A 16637-nucleotide genomic window follows, 5' to 3' on the forward strand; every position below is an offset into this window, starting at 1 on the left:
ATATCAGGCCTGGCCGTTGCCAGCCGGATGTTGCGCCAGCGACTGCAAAGGCAAAGGTGTATTGGCCGTGTCGAGCAATTGCGGCGGTACTGCGACCCTGACCGGCTTGCTGTGCATATTGGTGGCCGACAGCACATTGCCCTGGGTCTCAGGGCTGGCGTTCCAGACCGGGGCGTCTATGCTTTCAAAGACGGACTTCAATTGTTGGCCCCAGGTGTTGCGTATCATCTGGAAATACTGGTTCTTCTCATCAATGGTGACAAAATGGGTGACGGCCAGCTTATTGTTTTCATACACCAGCAGATCCAGCGGCAAGCCTACCGAGATATTTGAACGCAGGGTGGAATCCATGGAAATCAGCGCGCACTTGGCAGCCTCATCAAGTGGTGTAGCCGGCGTGACAACGCGGTCCAGTATGGGTTTGCCATACTTGGCTTCGCCGATCTGGAAATAGGTATTCTCATTGTGCGATTCAATGAAATTGCCGGCAGAATAAATCTGGAACAGGCGGCAGCGTTCACCCTTGATCTGGCCACCGAAAATCAGGCTGACATTGAAGTCTATGCCAAATTCTGACAAGGACTTGGCATCGCGGTGATAGACCGTGCGCACGGCTTCACCCAGTAAGCGTGCCGCTTCATACATATTGGGCGCGGTCCAGATGCTGTTGCCCGATGCATCAACATGGTCGGAGACCAGCTGGCGTATGGATTGTGAAATCGACAGGTTACCTGCGCTCATCAGCACCATGGTGCGTTCGCCAGGGTTTTCAAATACCGACATCTTGCGGAAAGTACCAACCTGATCCACGCCTGCATTGGTACGTGAGTCGGAAAGAAACACCAGCCCGGCATCCAGGCGCATGCCAACACAGTAAGTCATAAAAAGCAATTTCTGATCTGTCGAAGCTTGAATTTTACCCGAAAGCGCCGCGCCGAAATACGCATGTCACATTTGTATGCAAAGCGGGTATCAGCCAGTTTTTAAAAAATCAGGCATCGCCTGATTTGCTAATGTTATTTAAAAATCAAATTGTTGCTCTGACCTGCCTTTGACCTGCAAGCAAGGGCCTCGCGTTAAAAATCCCTGTGCCGCACTGGAATTGTGTATTTGCCATGTACAATGAATGATCTTATTTGAATTATTTCATTGCAATTTAATCAGGGGCTGATCATGCCGATCAAGACTGGCTGTAACGCGAGCGAAGAATTTCCCCAAGCCACATTACCTGTACGGCAGGTTGTGCTGACCTGTCTGTGCCTGCTGGTGCTCAATGCCTGTGGCGGCAATAGTGGCAATAGTGACAGTGATACCAAGACCAGAGCTGCCAGCCCGCCGCCAGTCAGCAGCGCAAGCGCCATGCGTGCACCAGTCACCCCACTGTATGGCGGCAAGGCAGCTGGTACCTGGCTGTGGGATACCGCCAGCATACTCAGCACCGGTAACAAGCTCACTAATGCAGACAAAGCCAATATCAGTACCCTGATACAGTTCTGCAAAGACAAACAGGTTACCGAAGTGTATTTGCAGATCAATCGCGACATCCCTGTCGCCAAATACCAGTACCTGGTAAGCACGCTCGCCGCTGCCAGCGTTGCCACAGGCAGCACCAGTTCACCTATTGCAGTGCAGGCTCTGGACGGTGCCTCAAACTGGACCGTGGCAGCCGGTGAGACACGCAAAAACGCTTTCATGGACTGGGTATTCGCCTATCAAAAAGCGGCAACAGCAACACAAAGATTCAGCGGCATCCATTTTGATGTGGAACCCTATACCGCTCAACTGTGGAAAGACAATCTGGCAGCCGGAATCCTGGCTTACCAGGATTTCGTGACAGATGTAAAAAAACGCATAGCCGCAAAAAAAGCCAGTGACGGTCTGGACCTGAGCATGACGGTGGATATACCTTTCTGGTATGACGAACGTTTGTACAACAACAGCTATGGCAGCGGCAACCTGGCAGAGTGGGTGTACCAGAACGTGCCCGTGGTCGCCATCATGTCTTATCGTGACACCAGTGGCCCCATGTTCGATGTCGCCAAAAATGAACTTGCCTATGGCGTCTTATACGGCAAACGCACCATCATCGGCGCCGAGACTTCGCAACAAGACCCGACCTATGTCAGCTTTTATGAAGAGGGCGAGGCCATCATGCGTACCGAACTCAACCGTGTCGTGACTGCCATCAGCCTTGATAGCAGCACTGCCGGCGCCCGGTATTCGTTTGGCATACATGATTACAAGAACTGGAAGACCATGCCTTTGTCACCGCGCTGATTGAGGCTTCCCTATCGGGGCACTACCTGTACATTCACACTCAAGGTCTCCAGCCCGCCGCCACGTCTGACACCGCGTACCGGGGCGGCGGAATCGTAGTCGCGGCCTATGGCCAGGCGGCAATAGGCTGCGCTCATCAGGCAGGCGTGGGTGACGTCTATGCTGACCCAGCCGCTGTAATCATGGTCGTCCACCCAGGCATCGATCCAGGCGTGGCTTTCGGCATGGCTGCTTGACTCCGGGTCGATGTAGCCGGATACATAGCGGGCCGGTATGCCGCGCGCATGGCAGCAGGCCAGGAAGAGATGAGCATGGTCCTGGCAGACGCCCTGGCCCAGTTGCAGGGCGTCGCTGGCGCTGGTGGTCACCAGGGTTGCACCGGATTGGTACGTCACTGCACTGCGGATGTGCGTAGCCAGTTGCAATAATGCACCGGTTGTGGTCTTGCCGGTATCCGGCAAGTGGGTGCCCGCAAAGTCCAGGATGGCAGGCACAGGTTCGGTCAGGCGTGTTGCGACGGTAAATACCAGGGGTGAAAAAGTATCAGGGTCGGTAATGCGGCCCTGATAGGGGGCGGTTGTCTCAACCAAGCCTTCGGCGATGATGGACACTTCATGATGCTGGCCGGTGATGGTCAGTGTGTGTGAAGAATTGCCATAGGCATCCGTATAGGCGTGGCGCTGGCCTGCCGTCCTGATCTGCCACGACAGCGCATGCTGGTGCAATTCAGTCCGCGGCGTCAGGCGCAACTGCTGTATGGTGTAGGTCAACGGTGCTGAGTAATGATAGACCGTCTGGTGCCGGATAAAAAGTTGCATGATTTTTTGCGGGCTAAGCCGCCAGTGGAACCAGGAAATCACGACTGACGCGATTACCAAGTTCAAAAATATTTTCCAGGAAGCGTGTCAGGTTGTCGTGCAGGCCTTCTGCCAGGATTTCTTCTATGCTGGCAAACTGCAATTCTGCATGCAGCTTGCCGGCAAAACGCTCGGTATCGGCAGAGACATCATTGCGCACTTCCTTCAGATTGGCGACGACTTCATCCATGCAGGCCAGCAAAGACCGTGGCATGTCGCCGCGCAGCATCAATAATTCTGCCACGCGCTCTGGCGTAATGACGTCACGGTAGACCTTGCGGTAAATCTCAAAGCCGGATACTGAGCGCAGCAAGGCCGCCCAATAGTAAAAATCTCTTTGCAGGTTGTCATTGCCGCGTCCGCTTTCCTTGGCACCGTGAAACTTCACATCCAGTATCCGTGCGGTATTATCGGCGCGTTCTATAAAGGTGCCGAGGCGGATAAAATGTACTGCCTCGTCCTTGAGCATGGTGCCCAGTGTTACGCCGCGTGACAGATGCGAGCGGTATTTGACCCATTCAAAAAACTGGCTTGGGTCGTTTTCCAGTATCGTGTCCGACAATCGTTCCTGCATATCCAGCCAGGTGGCGTTCTGGGTTTCCCACACCTCGGTTGTCAGCGTGCCGCGCACCGCACGGGCATTCTCACGCGCTTCCTTCAGACAGGAGGCGATGGAGGACGGGTTCATCGGATCCCTGACCATGAAGTCCAGTACATCCTTTTTGGTCAGCAAACCATATTGATGATCAAACGCAGACTGCAATTCAGAAATACCCAGCATGGCACGCCAGCCGCGCTCGGCATCTTCAGCAGATTGCGGCAACATCGACGTCTGGATATTCACATCCAGCATGCGGGCAGTATTTTCAGCGCGCTCGGTATAGCGCGCCATCCAGAACAAATGATCAGCGGTACGGCTCAGCATATCTGTCTCCCGACTTAATTTTCTAAAATCCAGGTATCTTTCGTTCCGCCACCCTGTGAAGAATTCACCACCAGCGAGCCCTCCTGCAAGGCCACCCGCGTCAGACCGCCAGGGACCATGGAGATAGTCTTGCCAGACAACACGAATGGACGCAAATCAATATGGCGCGGGGCGATGCCGCTCTCAACAAATGTGGGGCAAGCTGACAATGCCAGCGTAGGCTGGGCGATATAACCATCAGGCTTGGCCAGCAGGCGCTGACGAAAATCTTCTATCTGTGCCTTGGTCGATGCCGGACCAACCAGCATGCCATAACCACCGGCGCCGTGGACTTCTTTCACCACCAGCTCGGGCAGATGGGCCAGGGTATAGGCCAGGTCATCGGGTTTGCGGCACTGGTAGGTTGGTACGTTGTTCAGTATCGGCTGCTCGGACAGGTAGAACTTGATCATGTCCGGTACAAAAGGGTAAATAGATTTGTCGTCAGCCACACCGGTGCCGATGGCATTGGCCAGCGTTACCCGCCCAGCACGATAGACGGACAGCAGGCCCGGCACACCGAGCGAAGAATCCGGACGGAAAGCCAGCGGGTCAAGAAAATCATCATCAATGCGGCGGTAAATCACATCGACACGCCTGGGTCCACGGGTAGTGCGCATAAAGACGGCATTGTCGTTGACGAACAGGTCCTGTCCTTCGACCAGTTCCACCCCCATTTGCTGGGCCAGGAAGGCATGCTCGAAATAGGCCGAGTTATACATACCCGGCGTCATCACCACGACAGTCGGATTATCCACCCCCATGGGGGCGACCGAGCGCAGGTTGTCCAGCAACATGTCAGGGTAATGGTCTACCGGTGCAATCTTGTTACGGGCAAACAGTTCTGGGAAGAGGCGCATCATCATTTTGCGGTCTTCCAGCATGTAAGACACGCCGGACGGTACGCGCAGGTTGTCTTCCAGTACATAAAATTCACCCTGGCCGGCACGCACGATGTCGACACCGGCAATGTGTGCATAGATGTCGGAGGCGACCGAGATGCCCTGCATTTCAGGACGGTACTGGGCATTCTTGTAGATTTGCTCGGCAGGGATGATGCCGGCCTTGATGATGTTCTGGTCATGATAGATATCATGAATGAACATGTTGAGCGCCTGCACGCGCTGCACCAGGCCTTTTTGCAACTGCGCCCATTCATCGGCAGGGATGATGCGGGGAATGATGTCGAAAGGAATCAGGCGCTCTGTCCCGGCATCGTCACCGTACACGGCAAAGGTGATGCCAACCCGGCGAAAGCTGAGGTCGGCCTCGGCCCGCTTGCGCTTCAGTCTGTCGTCTGACTGTTCGCCCAGCCATTTGCAAAATTCACGATAGTGTTCTCGTGTGGATACTCCGCCCGGCGCCGGCGCATCGTCGGCTTGCATTTCGTTGAAAAACTTGGCCATGTTCGTGTCTCTTGGTTACGATTCCATTACAGCATATCAAGAAACGTGCCAGATGACATTGTGGTTGGTACGAATGAGACAAAATGATGTTTGCTTGTCATTTGTGTAATGCTGGCAATACCCGACATCAATTTGATACTTCTGAGTCTTGTCTCTTGTCTAAACGACCGCCGTGCGCATGGTGACAAATTCTTCCGCCAGGGTTGGGTGCACACCGATAGTGGCATCAAGCTGGGCCTTGGTCACGCCGCATTGCATGGCGACGGCAAAGCCCTGGATGATTTCGCCCGCTTCCGGCCCCACCATGTGCATGCCGAGTACGCGGTCTGTACCGGTATCGACAATGATCTTCATCAGGCAGCGCTCTGTTGAACCGGACAAGGTATGTTTGAGCGGCTTGAATTCGCTTTTGAAGATGCTGATGTGCTGATGTTTTTCCCTTGCCTTTGCCTCTGACAGACCAAGGGTCGCCACATTCGGGTGGCTGAACACAGCGGTCGGTATATGCTCATAAGACATCAGCTTGCGGCCATGCTGGAACAGGTTGGCGGCAACGATCATGCCTTCGGCCAATGCTACCGGTGTCAGGGCTACGCGGTCTATCACATCACCGATCGCATGGATGCTGTCGACATTGGTAGCGAAATGTTCGTCGACGATGATTGCACCGTTCTCACGTGTCAGCACGCCGGCATTTTCCAGTCCGAGGTTTTTTATATTGGGCTGACGGCCGGTCGCAAACAGCACGCAATCGCTGTCCAGTGTGCGGCCATCGCTGAGCATGACCTGTCTGATGTTGCCATGTGCGGCGACGGACATGATCCGGGTATCCAGTGCAACGTCCACACCTTTCTTGCGCATTTCATTCACCAGGAAATGGCCAAGATCGTGATCCATATTGCGCAGTATCTGCGTGCCGCGCTGCACCAGCGTCACCTTGCAACCCAGGCCATTCAATATCGATGCCAGTTCGACGGCAATATAGCCACCGCCTTGTACCACGGCATGGCGGGGCAGGGCAGGCAGATGGAAAAACTCATCGGAAGTGATACCCAGTTCTGCACCTGGCAACTCTGGCCTGACCGGGTGTCCGCCGGTTGCAATCAGGATGTGACGGACGCGGTATTGCTGGCCGTTGACGGCAACGGTATGGGCGTCAACAATCTGCGCATGGCCTTTGATCACATGGACTTTGGCATTCTCCAGTATCTGGCTGTAGACGCCATTGAGCCTGGCGATTTCATTATCCTTGTTGGCAATCAGGGTGGCCCAGTCAAATTTCTGCTCGCCCACGCTCCAGCCAAAGCCTGCTGCCTCGGCAAAATCGGCATGGTAATGCGCAGCATACGACATCAGCTTTTTGGGGATGCATCCGGCATTGACGCAGGTGCCGCCCAGTGGTCCCGATTCTGCCAGCGCCACGCGTGCGCCATATTGTGCAGCAAAACGACTGGCCCTGACGCCGCCAGAGCCACCGCCTATGGTGAAGAGATCATAGTCGTAGGTGTGCATGATAATCCTTGGATGCGGAGGGACGAATTTATGTTGCGTTGATCAGCGCAGTGCTGGCTGCGCTGATCATGAAGGGTGATGCCTGCCGATACTGGATTAAGCTACACCATTCGCCCGGAACCAGGCCAGGCAGCGATTCCAGCCATCCCTGGCGTCGGCTTCGTTGTAGCTGGGTCGATAATCGGCATGGAAGGCATGGCCGGAGTTTTCGTAGATCTTGAACTCTGACTTGCTGTTGCCGTTCTTCAGTTCAGCTTCCATTCTGGAGACAGAATCGACAGGTATGCCCTGGTCCTTGGCGCCGTACAGGCCCAGCACCGGCGTTTTCAGGCTGGCAGCGATGTCGATGGGGTGCTTGGGTTTCAAGGCGGTGGATTCGCCTTGCAGGCTACCATACCAGGCCACACCTGCCTTGACATTGGGATTGTAGGCCGAATACATCCAGGTAATGCGGCCACCCCAGCAAAAACCAGTGATGCCAAGTTTTTTGGTGTCACCGCCATTATTGCCAGCCCAGGCGACAGCGGCGTCAAGATCACCCATTACCTGTGCATCAGGTACCCTGGAAATGATTTCTTTCATCAGTTCAGCCACACTGGCGGCATTCTTGGCGTCACCCTGGCGCACAAACAGTTCGGGGGCGAGGGCAAGATAACCCTGCTTGGCAAACCGGCGTGCGACATCGGCGATATGCTCATGTACGCCGAAAATTTCAGAGACGACCAGTATTACCGGCAGGTTGCTTTTACCTTCCGGTTTGGCGTAATACAGGGGGACTTCGGCACCTGCCACGGTCAGTTTGGTTACCCCATCAACCAGGCCATTGCGGTCCGTCTTGATCATGGTCTGTGCGCAGACCGGCGCCACTGCAGCAGCAAAACCCACACCAACTGCCGTTTGCATGAAGCTGCGGCGGCTCAGACCTTCGCCTTCATCTTTGCTACCAACCAGACTATTGAATTCATCACGGAACTGCATGGCGCTCTCCTTTATATAGGTCCTTGGTTACAGATAACAGACAATGCTCTTGGGAAACTTGGTTAAGACAAAAAATGCATTCTACCCCTTATCCAGGGCATGCATTTGTTTCTGTAAAAACTTCTGTCTGGCGTCCATTCCTTGACAGAGGGCAAGGCTCTTGATGAAATGAAGATGCCTGTCATCTATTTTTTGATAATTCGTTGAAATAAGTTCTTTGTCTGTCGAGTTCACGTTCAAGGTATTTGTCCCTGGTTTCATCACTGCCAACCCGTTTCCACACTGTGGTCTGGCGGCTATTGCTTGGTTCTATATGACGTGTCAGCGTATCGTTTTCAAGTTTCAGGTATTTGAACGATGCATTGCAACATTGCAGGCCGCTGGCCGTGTAGTTGCTTTCGATGATGTTGCCTTGTTTGATCTTGTAGTTACCCATGTTGCCCATGGTAGCAATACCCTTGACAGTGTATGCTTCAAGATAGAGATAAGATTTATCCGGCAGGGCTTCGATGACGATTTTCCCCTTGACGGTCTGGCAGGCGAAAGTGCTACCGTCAGGTTTTTTTCCGCACGAAAAAGGTGTGCCATCAAGATTGTCCAACTGGTCGGAAACCAGGCGATAGCTGCCCGCCAGGTTGGCATACTGATCTGCATGGGCATGGGGCAAGAACCAGGAATTGCCTGCAACAATCAGTACAATGGTAAGGTGAATGTTTTTCATTGTCTAAATTTAAAAACGGACGGCTGAATCAACTTGACATGCAAACCTGACGGCAGGCAGTGTGGCGAGACGGCGCAATAATGCCAGGTTGGTTTTATCATGTCTGTCAGCTTATTCTGACAGAAATCTGTGTGAGATGGCGTACATACAAAACGTATGGAGCAGCATATCCTGCTGACAGGATAAATCGTAGTATGTAACCGCTGAGTCCGCCTGATTGTCGTCCAGATTGCGTGTTATCGCTATCCATTCTGATAGCATGGTTCAAGATGGCGTCGCTGCCAAGAGTGAAAAGTGCTGTGCGGCGTATTTTAAAATTGAACTAAACTGGTATTGCCATGTCAGACACTAACAATGAAAAAGACTTGCAGGCATCTGCCGATGGCAAGACGCCATCGCAGGCGGCAAGCGCAAAAACTTTGCCTGACAAGGATGTCAGTGAACCAGTCGCTCCGGTTGCTTCAGTTGCCCCTGCCATGCGGCCCACGGAAGAAAGCCCCTGGCGTACCCTGATCAATATCGTGTCGGCACGCATGCGCGCTGCGTCTGAGCGGGCCGCCAAAGGGATTACCAGGCGTACCTTGAAAATCGGCGTGTCTGCGCGGATATTTCATCCCCAGGCCGGAGCCAAGGGTTTGTCCAGCAAGACCTTGCAATACCTGGAAGAATCCATTGCGCACTGGGTGATGTCGCGCGATGTGATGGTATTCATGATACCGTCGGTGAATACCAATGGTCTTATTCACCCCAGCAATATACGTTTGCGCGATTATGCCAAGCATCTTGATGGTCTGGTGTTGCAGGGCGGGGCCGATGTGGCGCCGGAATCCTATTCGCTGCAAGCCACACGTCCGGAATGGCCGGGCGACCGCACGCGTGACATGTATGAGTTGGAGCTGCTGCATGAGTTCATTGAGGCTGGCAAGCCCCTGTTGGGAATATGCCGTGGTTGTCAGTTGTTGAATGTGGCTTTTGGCGGTTCGCTGTACCAGGACATTGCGAGTGACGTGCCGGGAGCGATTGCCCACGTCAATGACTTGTACGACCAGCATTTCCATGAGTTGCGCTTTACCGAGAATTCCACACTGGGGACCTTGCTCGGCAAACCGACACAGGCCAGGGTGAATTCCATACATCACCAGGCCATCAGGAACCTGGGGCGTGACATGCAGATTGAGGCGGTGTCGGCACATGACAACATGGTGGAAGCAATACGCTATCAAAAGGCACCGTTTGTGGTGGGCCTGCAGTGGCATCCCGAATTCCATCCGGCGAACCAGGAACTGCTTGACTGCACTCCCATACTGGATAGTTTTTTGCGCGCAGCACGCGAAACCAGATTTTGAGCAGCTTGCAAACAATATTTTCAGACATCAAGCCCGATGTTGATTCGCCACTCTGGCTGGCATTTTTTCGGATATAAAAATGGATCATATAAAAATCATTTCCGTCATTATCTTTGCATTGGCTTTGTTGCATACCTTTTGCGCCAAATATTTTGAAGTGCTGGCGCACCGGCACGCTCGCCATGCCGGACTCTTCCATTTACTGGGAGAGGTTGAGGTGGTGTTCGGTTTCTGGGCCCTGGTCCTGATCATCGCCATGGCCATAGTCGCTGGCAGTGATGCTGCGGTTGCTTATGCAGAATCGCGTCAATACACCGAACCGCTGTTTGTCTTTGTCGTGATGGTGGTGGCTGCATCGAGGCCAGTGCTCGACATAGTGGTGCGTCTGCTCGGCAGCCTGGCCAGACTGATGCCAATGCACGAGACAGTTGCCTTGGTATGGCTGGGTCTGACAGCAGTACCCTTGTTGGGGTCATTGATCACGGAGCCGGCAGCCATGACGCTGGCGGCGTTGCTGCTGGCACCCAAGGTGTTCCGGCCCGGCATACCCGAATGGCTGAAATATGGTGCGCTTGGTGTGCTGTTCGTCAATGTGTCGATAGGCGGTACGCTGACATCGTACGCGGCGCCGCCGGTGCTGATGGTGGCGTCGGCCTGGCAATGGGACAGTGCTTTCATGGCGTCTACCTTTGGCTGGAAAGCTGCGCTGGCGGTGTTGTTCAATGCTACTGTGGTCAGTGTCCTGATGCGCAGGTATCTGAAACAAGCAACCAATACCGGTTGGACGGATATGGCAAGTGCAGGCGAGCGTCGCCAGACTGTACCCCTGATCGTCAGCATTATCCATTTGCTGTTTCTGGCGGGCGTGGTCGTGTTTGCCCATCACCCTGTATTCTTTCTTGGTCTGTTCCTGTTTTTCATGGGTTATACCCAGGCTTATGAGCGTCACCAGAGCCCCCTGATACTGAAAGAAGGCCTGCTGGTCGGGTTTTTCCTGGCGGGCCTGGTGGTGCTGGGTGGCATGCAGCAATGGTGGCTGCAACCCATCGTGTCGAGCCTCAGTCCGCATACCCTGTTTTTTTCTGCACTTGGCCTGACGGCGATTACCGATAATGCCGCCCTGACTTATCTCGGTTCATTGATTGCCAGCCTCAGTGATCAGGCCAAATATTTATTGATGGCCGGCGCTGTTGCCGGCGGTGGCCTGACGGTCATTGCCAATGCCCCCAATCCGGCTGGCGTGGCTTTGTTAAGGCGCGGCTTCAATGATGAATCGATCAGTGCGTCCGGCCTGTTGCTGGGGGCATTGCCGCCAACCATCGTCGCGGCGCTGGTTTTTCTTTTGTAGGGTGTGGCAAGGTGAAGTCCGGCTTTGCAAGGTGAAATGAGGGGATCATCATGATGGATTTTTCTTTGAATACAGCGGAGCTGGTCTGGCCGTTCACCATTGCCCTGGCCTGGCTGATTGGTGAATTCGGTTATCGCTGGACACGCTTGCCACGTATCAGTATCTATGGACTGGTTGGCTTCTGCATGGTCAATCTGTCGTTCAACTGGCTGCCGCATGGCAGCAGCGATACCCTGTTGCTGCTGGCGAACATCGCCTTTGGTCTGGTCCTGTTTGAATTTGGTTACCGCATCAACCTGCACTGGCTGCGTATCAATCCCTGGATAGGGCTGACCGGCCTGCTGGAAGCCGGTGGTACTTTTGCTGCGGTTTATTATGTGACGCAGTGGTTTGGCACGTCCATGATGGTTTCATTGCTGCTGGCGGCACTGGCCATGGCAACATCACCTGCGGGTGTGCTGCGGGTGATCAATGAGCAGCGCAGCCTGGGGCAGGTCACCGAACGTGCCCTGCACCTGACGGCCATCAATTGCGTGCTGGCCGTGTTTGCCTTCAAGGTCATCTCTGCATTCTGGGTGTTCCAGACTTCCGGCAATCTGTGGCAGGCACTCAATGCCAGTTTTGTCATCTTGCTGGAATCGGTGGTGCTGGGTGCAGTCTTCGGTATTCTGCTGCCGCTGATATTGCGACGCCTGGGTAATCTTGCACAGGATGGTACCGTGGCATTTGCCATCGCCGTCATCCTGCTGGTGGCGCTGGCGCATGCCGCCAATCTGTCTTCAATACTGGCGGCACTGACTTTTGGCCTGATGGCCAGGCGCAGACGGGTGGCACTCAGCCGTACGCAACGTAACTTTGGTGCCCTGGGTAACTTATTGACCGTGCTGTTGTTTGTCTATGTTGCTTCCACCCTGCAATGGCAACGTGTGATGGATGGCGCCATCCTGGGCTTGTTGCTGGTGGCTGTTCGTTTGGTGGTCAAGGTGACTGCCACTACCTTGCTGGCGCCATTCAGTGGTATTTCCTTGCGCAAGGGGGTGTTGACCGGTTTTGCGCTGGCACCGCTATCTGTCTTTGTGGTGCTGACGCTGGAGCAGACAAGCTATTTCGATGCCAACCTGAGCCAGCAACTGGCGGCCCTGACTGCCATGACCCTGCTGCTTGATATCATCGGCCCCCTGGTGACCAAGCTTGCCCTGATTCTCGCCAGGGAAACCCCGCAGGAAGCATAGTCAATAACGTTGAAAAAGGAGTCACGATATGCCACTCGAACCCTTCAAGAATTCAGCTCCCCTGTCGGTCGGTGTAGAGCTGGAGCTCCAATTGATCAGCCTGTCAGACTTTGACCTGTCAGCATCGAGCCCCGATTTGCTGCACCTGCTGGGCAAGCGTCCTTTCCCTGGCAATGTCACGCCAGAAATTACCGAAAGCATGATAGAAGTCTGTACCGATGTGCAAACCTGTCACAGTGGTGTCCTGAACCAGTTGAAAGACATCCGTAATGCCCTGGTCAAGGCTTCAGATACACTCAACATCGGTATCTGCGGTGGCGGTACTCACCCTTTCCAGAAGTGGAATGAGCGCAAGATATTTTCCAAACCACGCTTCAAGGAAGTATCCGAACTCTACGGTTATCTGGCCAAGCAGTTCACCATCTTTGGCCAGCATGTGCACATAGGCTGCACTTCGGGTGACGACGCCATGTTCCTGTTGCATTCACTGAGTCGTTATGTGCCGCATTTCATTGCCCTGTCCGGTTCTTCGCCATATGTGCAGGGGGCCGATACCCTGTTCAGTTCTGCCCGCCTGAATTCTGTCTTTGCTTTTCCGCTCTCGGGACGCGCGCCCTTTTTGCTGAAGTGGGAAGATTTTTCTGAAGACTATTTCACCAAGATGGAAAAAACTGGCGTCGTCAAAAGCATGAAGGACTTTTATTGGGACATACGCCCCAAGCCCGAATACGGCACCATAGAGCTGCGGGTGTGTGACACGCCGCTGACGGTGGAAAGGGCAGCCGCATTGGCAGCCTATTTGCAGATACTTTGCGCCTACCTGCTGGAACGCCGTGAAGCCGCCCCAGTTGAAGATGACTACCTGGTGTACAACTACAACCGCTTCCAGGCTTGCCGTTTTGGTCTTGATGGTTCCATTGTTCACCCTAAAACCTACGAGACACGTTCTTTGCGCGAAGACATCCTGGCGACCCTGAGACTGGTCGAATCCTATGCTGAACTCGACGCTCTGGCTGCCCTGACGCATTTGTATGAAGCAACTTCAGAAGGCAGCGACGCCCAATACCTGCGCCAGCAATACACGGAAAGTGGCAGCACCGAAGGGGTCGTGCATGCGGCGATACAAAGATTCCGCCAGGGAGTGCAGTGAGCGGATTTTATCGGTTACAGTATCATCAAGCTTAAACGGGGGGAAACAACATGGGTCGCTGGAATCCCGATATCTATGAAAAAGCCTGGGTATTTGCCTCACGTCAGCATAATGGGCAAAGCTATGGTGGCAGGGTGGCTGGTGAGCGTGTCGAGTACATCAACCACATAGGCAGTGTCGCCATGGAAATCATCTGGGCTCTGCAGGACAATGAGCTCGCAGACAGTGCACTGGCTGTGCAATGTGCCTTGCTGCATGACACCATAGAAGATACCGGCGCCAGCCATGCTCTCATCCAGGCTGAATTTGGCCAGGCTGTGGCCGACGGCGTGCTGGCTCTTTCCAAGAACACCAGCCTGGACAAGGTACAGCAAATGCCAGACAGCCTGGCCCGCATCCGGCAGCAGCCGGCAGAAATTGCCATGGTCAAGATGGCGGACCGCATCACTAACCTGTATCACCCGCCGCATTACTGGGATAACCAGAAAATACTGTCTTACCGCGATGAAGCCCTGGTTATCCATGCAGCCCTGCATGAAGCCAATGCTGCCCTGGCGCAGCGCCTGATGCAGAAAATCGAGGCCTACCCGCAGTTTTTGCGCAGCTGATCAGCGCCGGATCAGATTTTGATCTTGCCCCCTTGCCGTTGTTGCGCTTAATAAAATTGCAATTTCTTTGTGGAAATTGAAAAAATCTCAATCGCGATTAGAATGGTTGGATGCCTGAGCGATTCCCGTGAAAACCGTGGAAAAGCTTTGAATCGCATTTTCACATCCGATCGGGGACAAGAATGAAATTACTGCGCTTTTATTTTGAAGTGGGTGGTGAAGAATTTGACGCCGATGGCTTTGCGCTGGCTGCGGATGAGAATGATCTTGATGGCGCCGTCTCAAGCATCAGCAATAACAGCAAAACCCTGAAACGCTGGGGGCAGGACGCCCATGTGACGATCAGTCTGGCGGGCGCAGGTCAGTCAGCAGGCAGCGCTGGGCTAAGGCAGTGGTGCAGCGGTTTGATGGAATGTACGGCAGATGATTCTTCAGGCTTGCCATCATGGATGACAGAAGAGGCGCAGTTGCTTGATTTTATCGAAAGGATCAGGGGCAAGCTGCCTGCCGTGGCGCAGTTTTGTGACGGTGAATATTTCATGCTGCTCAGGCTGATTTATGCAGGCTCCGGCGTGGGCCTGCACTATTCCGAAACCCTGATGCGCAGTCTGGCAGAATTGAATGCCGGGCTTTCCATCGACTACACCCAGACTGCCGGCCTGTAAATACAGGTGACGATGCCGGAAGCAGGTCACCTGTATTCATGTGCTGTATTGATATTTATATTATGCGAGAAAAATCAGGCAATTCTCGCCGGTACTGCTTTGCCCAACTGATACCAGTCGACCTTGCGGGTCACTACCATGATGGCTGACAGCACAGCGAACAGCAGTATGCTGCCCATGACCAGGGCATTGCTTTCTGACTGCAGCAGACCAAACAGGATGCCGTACAGCACAGTCAGTGCACCGCCAAAACCAAAACCGCGTTTCCAGTCACGCAAGACGTGGGACAGGTAAAAACCGATCAGGACGATGCAGGCGACACTGGCGCTGAGATAAGCCAGCACGAAGCTGATTTTTTCCGACAGGCTGACCAGCAGCAAGAAGAAGATTGCCATTGCCAGCCCGACCAACAGATATTGGATGGGATGTATCGGCAATTGCTTGAGCACTTCAAACAGGAAGAAGGCTGCAAAAGTCAGGGCGACAAACATCAGACCATACTTTACTGCACGGTCCGCCTGTGAGTAGATATTGACCGGTTCGATGAAAGATACATTGAAGGTATCGATGGACGTGGGAACTGCACCGGCATCCTCTGTCGAGCTGCTTGCTGACGTCATACGGACTGCATGGCCGGCAGATTCAAGGCTGTTGAATTGCTGCTGTGCATTGCTGGACAGGGCAGAGATATTCCAGTTGGCGCTGAAGCCGGACTCATTTCTTACCCGGCCTTTGGGGGAGGGCAGGAAGCGGCCGCCATACTGCGGATGCGGCCAGCTTGATGAGAGGGTCACCTGGTTATTTTTGGCAATGGGGACAAAGCTCAGCTTTTCTATACCGTCAAGCAAGAGATCAAGCTTGAATTTGACCGTACTGGCTGCCGTCAGCTGCAAACCGTCAATATTGGCATGGATGCCATGTGTGAAGGCGCTCAACTGGCTGCCCTGCCTGAATTCAAACACCTGCTCATTCCACTTCAGTTTGGGGAAATTCTGCAAGCCTCGTGTATCGCTCAGACCCATGGTGATATAAGGGGTTTCAGTCAGGCTGACTGCGGACTTGGTCTTGTCTTTTGATACCAGGCTGGCCAGGACCGGTAAATTGAAATCGCCCGAGATGGTGTGCTCACCGGTATACACCAGTACCTGATGGATGCCGCGGTAGCGCTGGTCAGTACTGACTTTGCCGACTACCTGCATTTCGTTTGGATAAACAAAATGTTCTTTGCTTGCCGACATCTGGCGATGCATGACTTTCTGAGTAGTGGCGTCGACGCTGTCTTCTTCCCAGGTTTCGGTATAGGGGATGACAAGTACCGGGCCGACAATCATCTGCTCGCTGACAGAGTCGGCAGTAATGCTGCGCACGGCTTCGTCGCGATAGCGCATGCGTTCCCAGATGGTGGACTGTATCATCGTCAGCGGCACATAAATGAATATCGCCAGCAGGCCGATGAGAAAGATTTTAAAAAACAGACTTTTTTGCATGACGGACTCCAAGACAGGTTCCAATTAAGGCGAAGCCTGTAATGTAAAAAAGTAATGTGCAGTGACGATGTGTTCTGTGTGAAGTG

Annotated in this window: 15 protein-coding genes; 7 read left to right on the top strand and 8 right to left on the bottom strand. The window is 53.7% G+C overall.

Translation table 11 applies throughout. The annotated features are described in order from the left end of the window. Nucleotides 1–3 precede the first annotated feature (3 nt). Entirely contained in the window at nucleotides 4–882 is an 879-nt protein-coding gene (locus LZ463_RS14370; RefSeq protein WP_241456511.1) for a proteasome-type protease, read from the bottom strand. 291 nt (nucleotides 883–1173) lie between these two features. Here LZ463_RS14370 and LZ463_RS14375 point away from each other — a divergent pair, with 291 nt between their 5' ends. Then, nucleotides 1174–2277: a hypothetical protein gene (locus LZ463_RS14375; protein ID WP_241456512.1), complete on the top strand. Its 1104-nt coding sequence runs from the start codon at nucleotides 1174–1176 to the stop codon at nucleotides 2275–2277. 11 nt (nucleotides 2278–2288) lie between these two features. On the opposite strand, the gene LZ463_RS14380 is transcribed toward LZ463_RS14375, so the two are convergent. The 6 genes from LZ463_RS14380 to LZ463_RS14405 all read right to left on the bottom strand — a co-directional run bounded on the left by LZ463_RS14380 (nucleotide 2289) and on the right by LZ463_RS14405 (nucleotide 8715). Continuing rightward, on the bottom strand, nucleotides 2289–3095 hold the full coding sequence (locus LZ463_RS14380) for a transglutaminase family protein (RefSeq protein WP_241456513.1): 807 nt from the start codon (nucleotides 3093–3095) through the stop codon (nucleotides 2289–2291). Between the two features lie 13 nt (nucleotides 3096–3108). After that, nucleotides 3109–4059 carry an alpha-E domain-containing protein gene (locus LZ463_RS14385; protein ID WP_241456514.1) on the bottom strand — a complete coding sequence of 317 codons (951 nt, stop codon included), beginning with the start codon at nucleotides 4057–4059 and terminating at the stop codon, nucleotides 3109–3111. Nucleotides 4060–4073: 14 nt separating this feature from the next. Then, nucleotides 4074–5504 carry a circularly permuted type 2 ATP-grasp protein gene (locus tag LZ463_RS14390; RefSeq protein WP_241456515.1) on the bottom strand — a complete coding sequence of 477 codons (1431 nt, stop codon included), beginning with the start codon at nucleotides 5502–5504 and terminating at the stop codon, nucleotides 4074–4076. A 159-nt stretch (nucleotides 5505–5663) separates the two neighbouring features. Then, nucleotides 5664–7016, bottom strand: coding sequence for a glutathione-disulfide reductase (gorA, locus tag LZ463_RS14395; protein WP_241456516.1), 1353 nt, complete (start codon nucleotides 7014–7016; stop codon nucleotides 5664–5666). A gap of 96 nt (nucleotides 7017–7112) precedes the next feature. Beyond that, nucleotides 7113–7994: a dienelactone hydrolase family protein gene (locus tag LZ463_RS14400; RefSeq protein ID WP_241456517.1), complete on the bottom strand. Its 882-nt coding sequence runs from the start codon at nucleotides 7992–7994 to the stop codon at nucleotides 7113–7115. 181 nt (nucleotides 7995–8175) lie between these two features. Then, nucleotides 8176–8715 carry a hypothetical protein gene (locus LZ463_RS14405; RefSeq protein ID WP_241456518.1) on the bottom strand — a complete coding sequence of 180 codons (540 nt, stop codon included), beginning with the start codon at nucleotides 8713–8715 and terminating at the stop codon, nucleotides 8176–8178. A gap of 338 nt (nucleotides 8716–9053) precedes the next feature. On the opposite strand from LZ463_RS14405, the gene LZ463_RS14410 reads away from it, so the two are divergent. The 6 genes from LZ463_RS14410 to LZ463_RS14435 all read left to right on the top strand — a co-directional run bounded on the left by LZ463_RS14410 (nucleotide 9054) and on the right by LZ463_RS14435 (nucleotide 15064). Further along, nucleotides 9054–10061, top strand: coding sequence for a gamma-glutamyl-gamma-aminobutyrate hydrolase family protein (locus tag LZ463_RS14410; RefSeq protein ID WP_241456519.1), 1008 nt, complete (start codon nucleotides 9054–9056; stop codon nucleotides 10059–10061). A 79-nt stretch (nucleotides 10062–10140) separates the two neighbouring features. Continuing rightward, complete coding sequence (locus LZ463_RS14415; protein ID WP_241456520.1) at nucleotides 10141–11409, top strand: putative Na+/H+ antiporter; 1269 nt, start codon at nucleotides 10141–10143, stop codon at nucleotides 11407–11409. A 50-nt stretch (nucleotides 11410–11459) separates the two neighbouring features. Further along, entirely contained in the window at nucleotides 11460–12641 is a 1182-nt protein-coding gene (locus LZ463_RS14420) for a cation:proton antiporter (RefSeq protein WP_241456521.1), read from the top strand. A 28-nt stretch (nucleotides 12642–12669) separates the two neighbouring features. Continuing rightward, nucleotides 12670–13791 (top strand): YbdK family carboxylate-amine ligase, encoded by a 1122-nt coding sequence (locus LZ463_RS14425; protein WP_241456522.1) that lies wholly within the window; start codon nucleotides 12670–12672, stop codon nucleotides 13789–13791. 50 nt (nucleotides 13792–13841) lie between these two features. Then, complete coding sequence (locus LZ463_RS14430; RefSeq protein ID WP_241456523.1) at nucleotides 13842–14399, top strand: HD domain-containing protein; 558 nt, start codon at nucleotides 13842–13844, stop codon at nucleotides 14397–14399. A gap of 182 nt (nucleotides 14400–14581) precedes the next feature. Beyond that, the gene (locus tag LZ463_RS14435) at nucleotides 14582–15064 is read left to right on the top strand and encodes a hypothetical protein (protein WP_241456524.1); all 483 of its coding nucleotides are present in this window, start codon (nucleotides 14582–14584) and stop codon (nucleotides 15062–15064) included. A gap of 74 nt (nucleotides 15065–15138) precedes the next feature. Here LZ463_RS14435 and creD read toward each other — a convergent pair whose 3' ends face one another. After that, nucleotides 15139–16551 carry a cell envelope integrity protein CreD gene (creD, locus tag LZ463_RS14440; RefSeq protein WP_241456525.1) on the bottom strand — a complete coding sequence of 471 codons (1413 nt, stop codon included), beginning with the start codon at nucleotides 16549–16551 and terminating at the stop codon, nucleotides 15139–15141. Nucleotides 16552–16637: the final 86 nt, after the last annotated feature.

The sequence above is a fragment of the Undibacterium paludis genome, from assembly GCF_022568815.1.
GTDB lineage: Bacteria > Pseudomonadota > Gammaproteobacteria > Burkholderiales > Burkholderiaceae_D > Undibacterium.

Bases quoted from the DNA above. Each gene is read 5' to 3' on its own strand.
- LZ463_RS14370 (WP_241456511.1), bottom strand. From the start codon at position 882: ATGACTTACTGTGTTGGCATGCGCCTGGATGCCGGGCTGGTGTTTCTT.
- LZ463_RS14375 (WP_241456512.1), top strand. From the start codon at position 1,174: ATGCCGATCAAGACTGGCTGTAACGCGAGCGAAGAATTTCCCCAAGCC.
- LZ463_RS14380 (WP_241456513.1), bottom strand. From the start codon at position 3,095: ATGCAACTTTTTATCCGGCACCAGACGGTCTATCATTACTCAGCACCG.
- LZ463_RS14385 (WP_241456514.1), bottom strand. From the start codon at position 4,059: ATGCTGAGCCGTACCGCTGATCATTTGTTCTGGATGGCGCGCTATACC.
- LZ463_RS14390 (WP_241456515.1), bottom strand. From the start codon at position 5,504: ATGGCCAAGTTTTTCAACGAAATGCAAGCCGACGATGCGCCGGCGCCG.
- gorA (WP_241456516.1), bottom strand. From the start codon at position 7,016: ATGCACACCTACGACTATGATCTCTTCACCATAGGCGGTGGCTCTGGC.
- LZ463_RS14400 (WP_241456517.1), bottom strand. From the start codon at position 7,994: ATGCAGTTCCGTGATGAATTCAATAGTCTGGTTGGTAGCAAAGATGAA.
- LZ463_RS14405 (WP_241456518.1), bottom strand. From the start codon at position 8,715: ATGAAAAACATTCACCTTACCATTGTACTGATTGTTGCAGGCAATTCC.
- LZ463_RS14410 (WP_241456519.1), top strand. From the start codon at position 9,054: ATGTCAGACACTAACAATGAAAAAGACTTGCAGGCATCTGCCGATGGC.
- LZ463_RS14415 (WP_241456520.1), top strand. From the start codon at position 10,141: ATGGATCATATAAAAATCATTTCCGTCATTATCTTTGCATTGGCTTTG.
- LZ463_RS14420 (WP_241456521.1), top strand. From the start codon at position 11,460: ATGATGGATTTTTCTTTGAATACAGCGGAGCTGGTCTGGCCGTTCACC.
- LZ463_RS14425 (WP_241456522.1), top strand. From the start codon at position 12,670: ATGCCACTCGAACCCTTCAAGAATTCAGCTCCCCTGTCGGTCGGTGTA.
- LZ463_RS14430 (WP_241456523.1), top strand. From the start codon at position 13,842: ATGGGTCGCTGGAATCCCGATATCTATGAAAAAGCCTGGGTATTTGCC.
- LZ463_RS14435 (WP_241456524.1), top strand. From the start codon at position 14,582: ATGAAATTACTGCGCTTTTATTTTGAAGTGGGTGGTGAAGAATTTGAC.
- creD (WP_241456525.1), bottom strand. From the start codon at position 16,551: ATGCAAAAAAGTCTGTTTTTTAAAATCTTTCTCATCGGCCTGCTGGCG.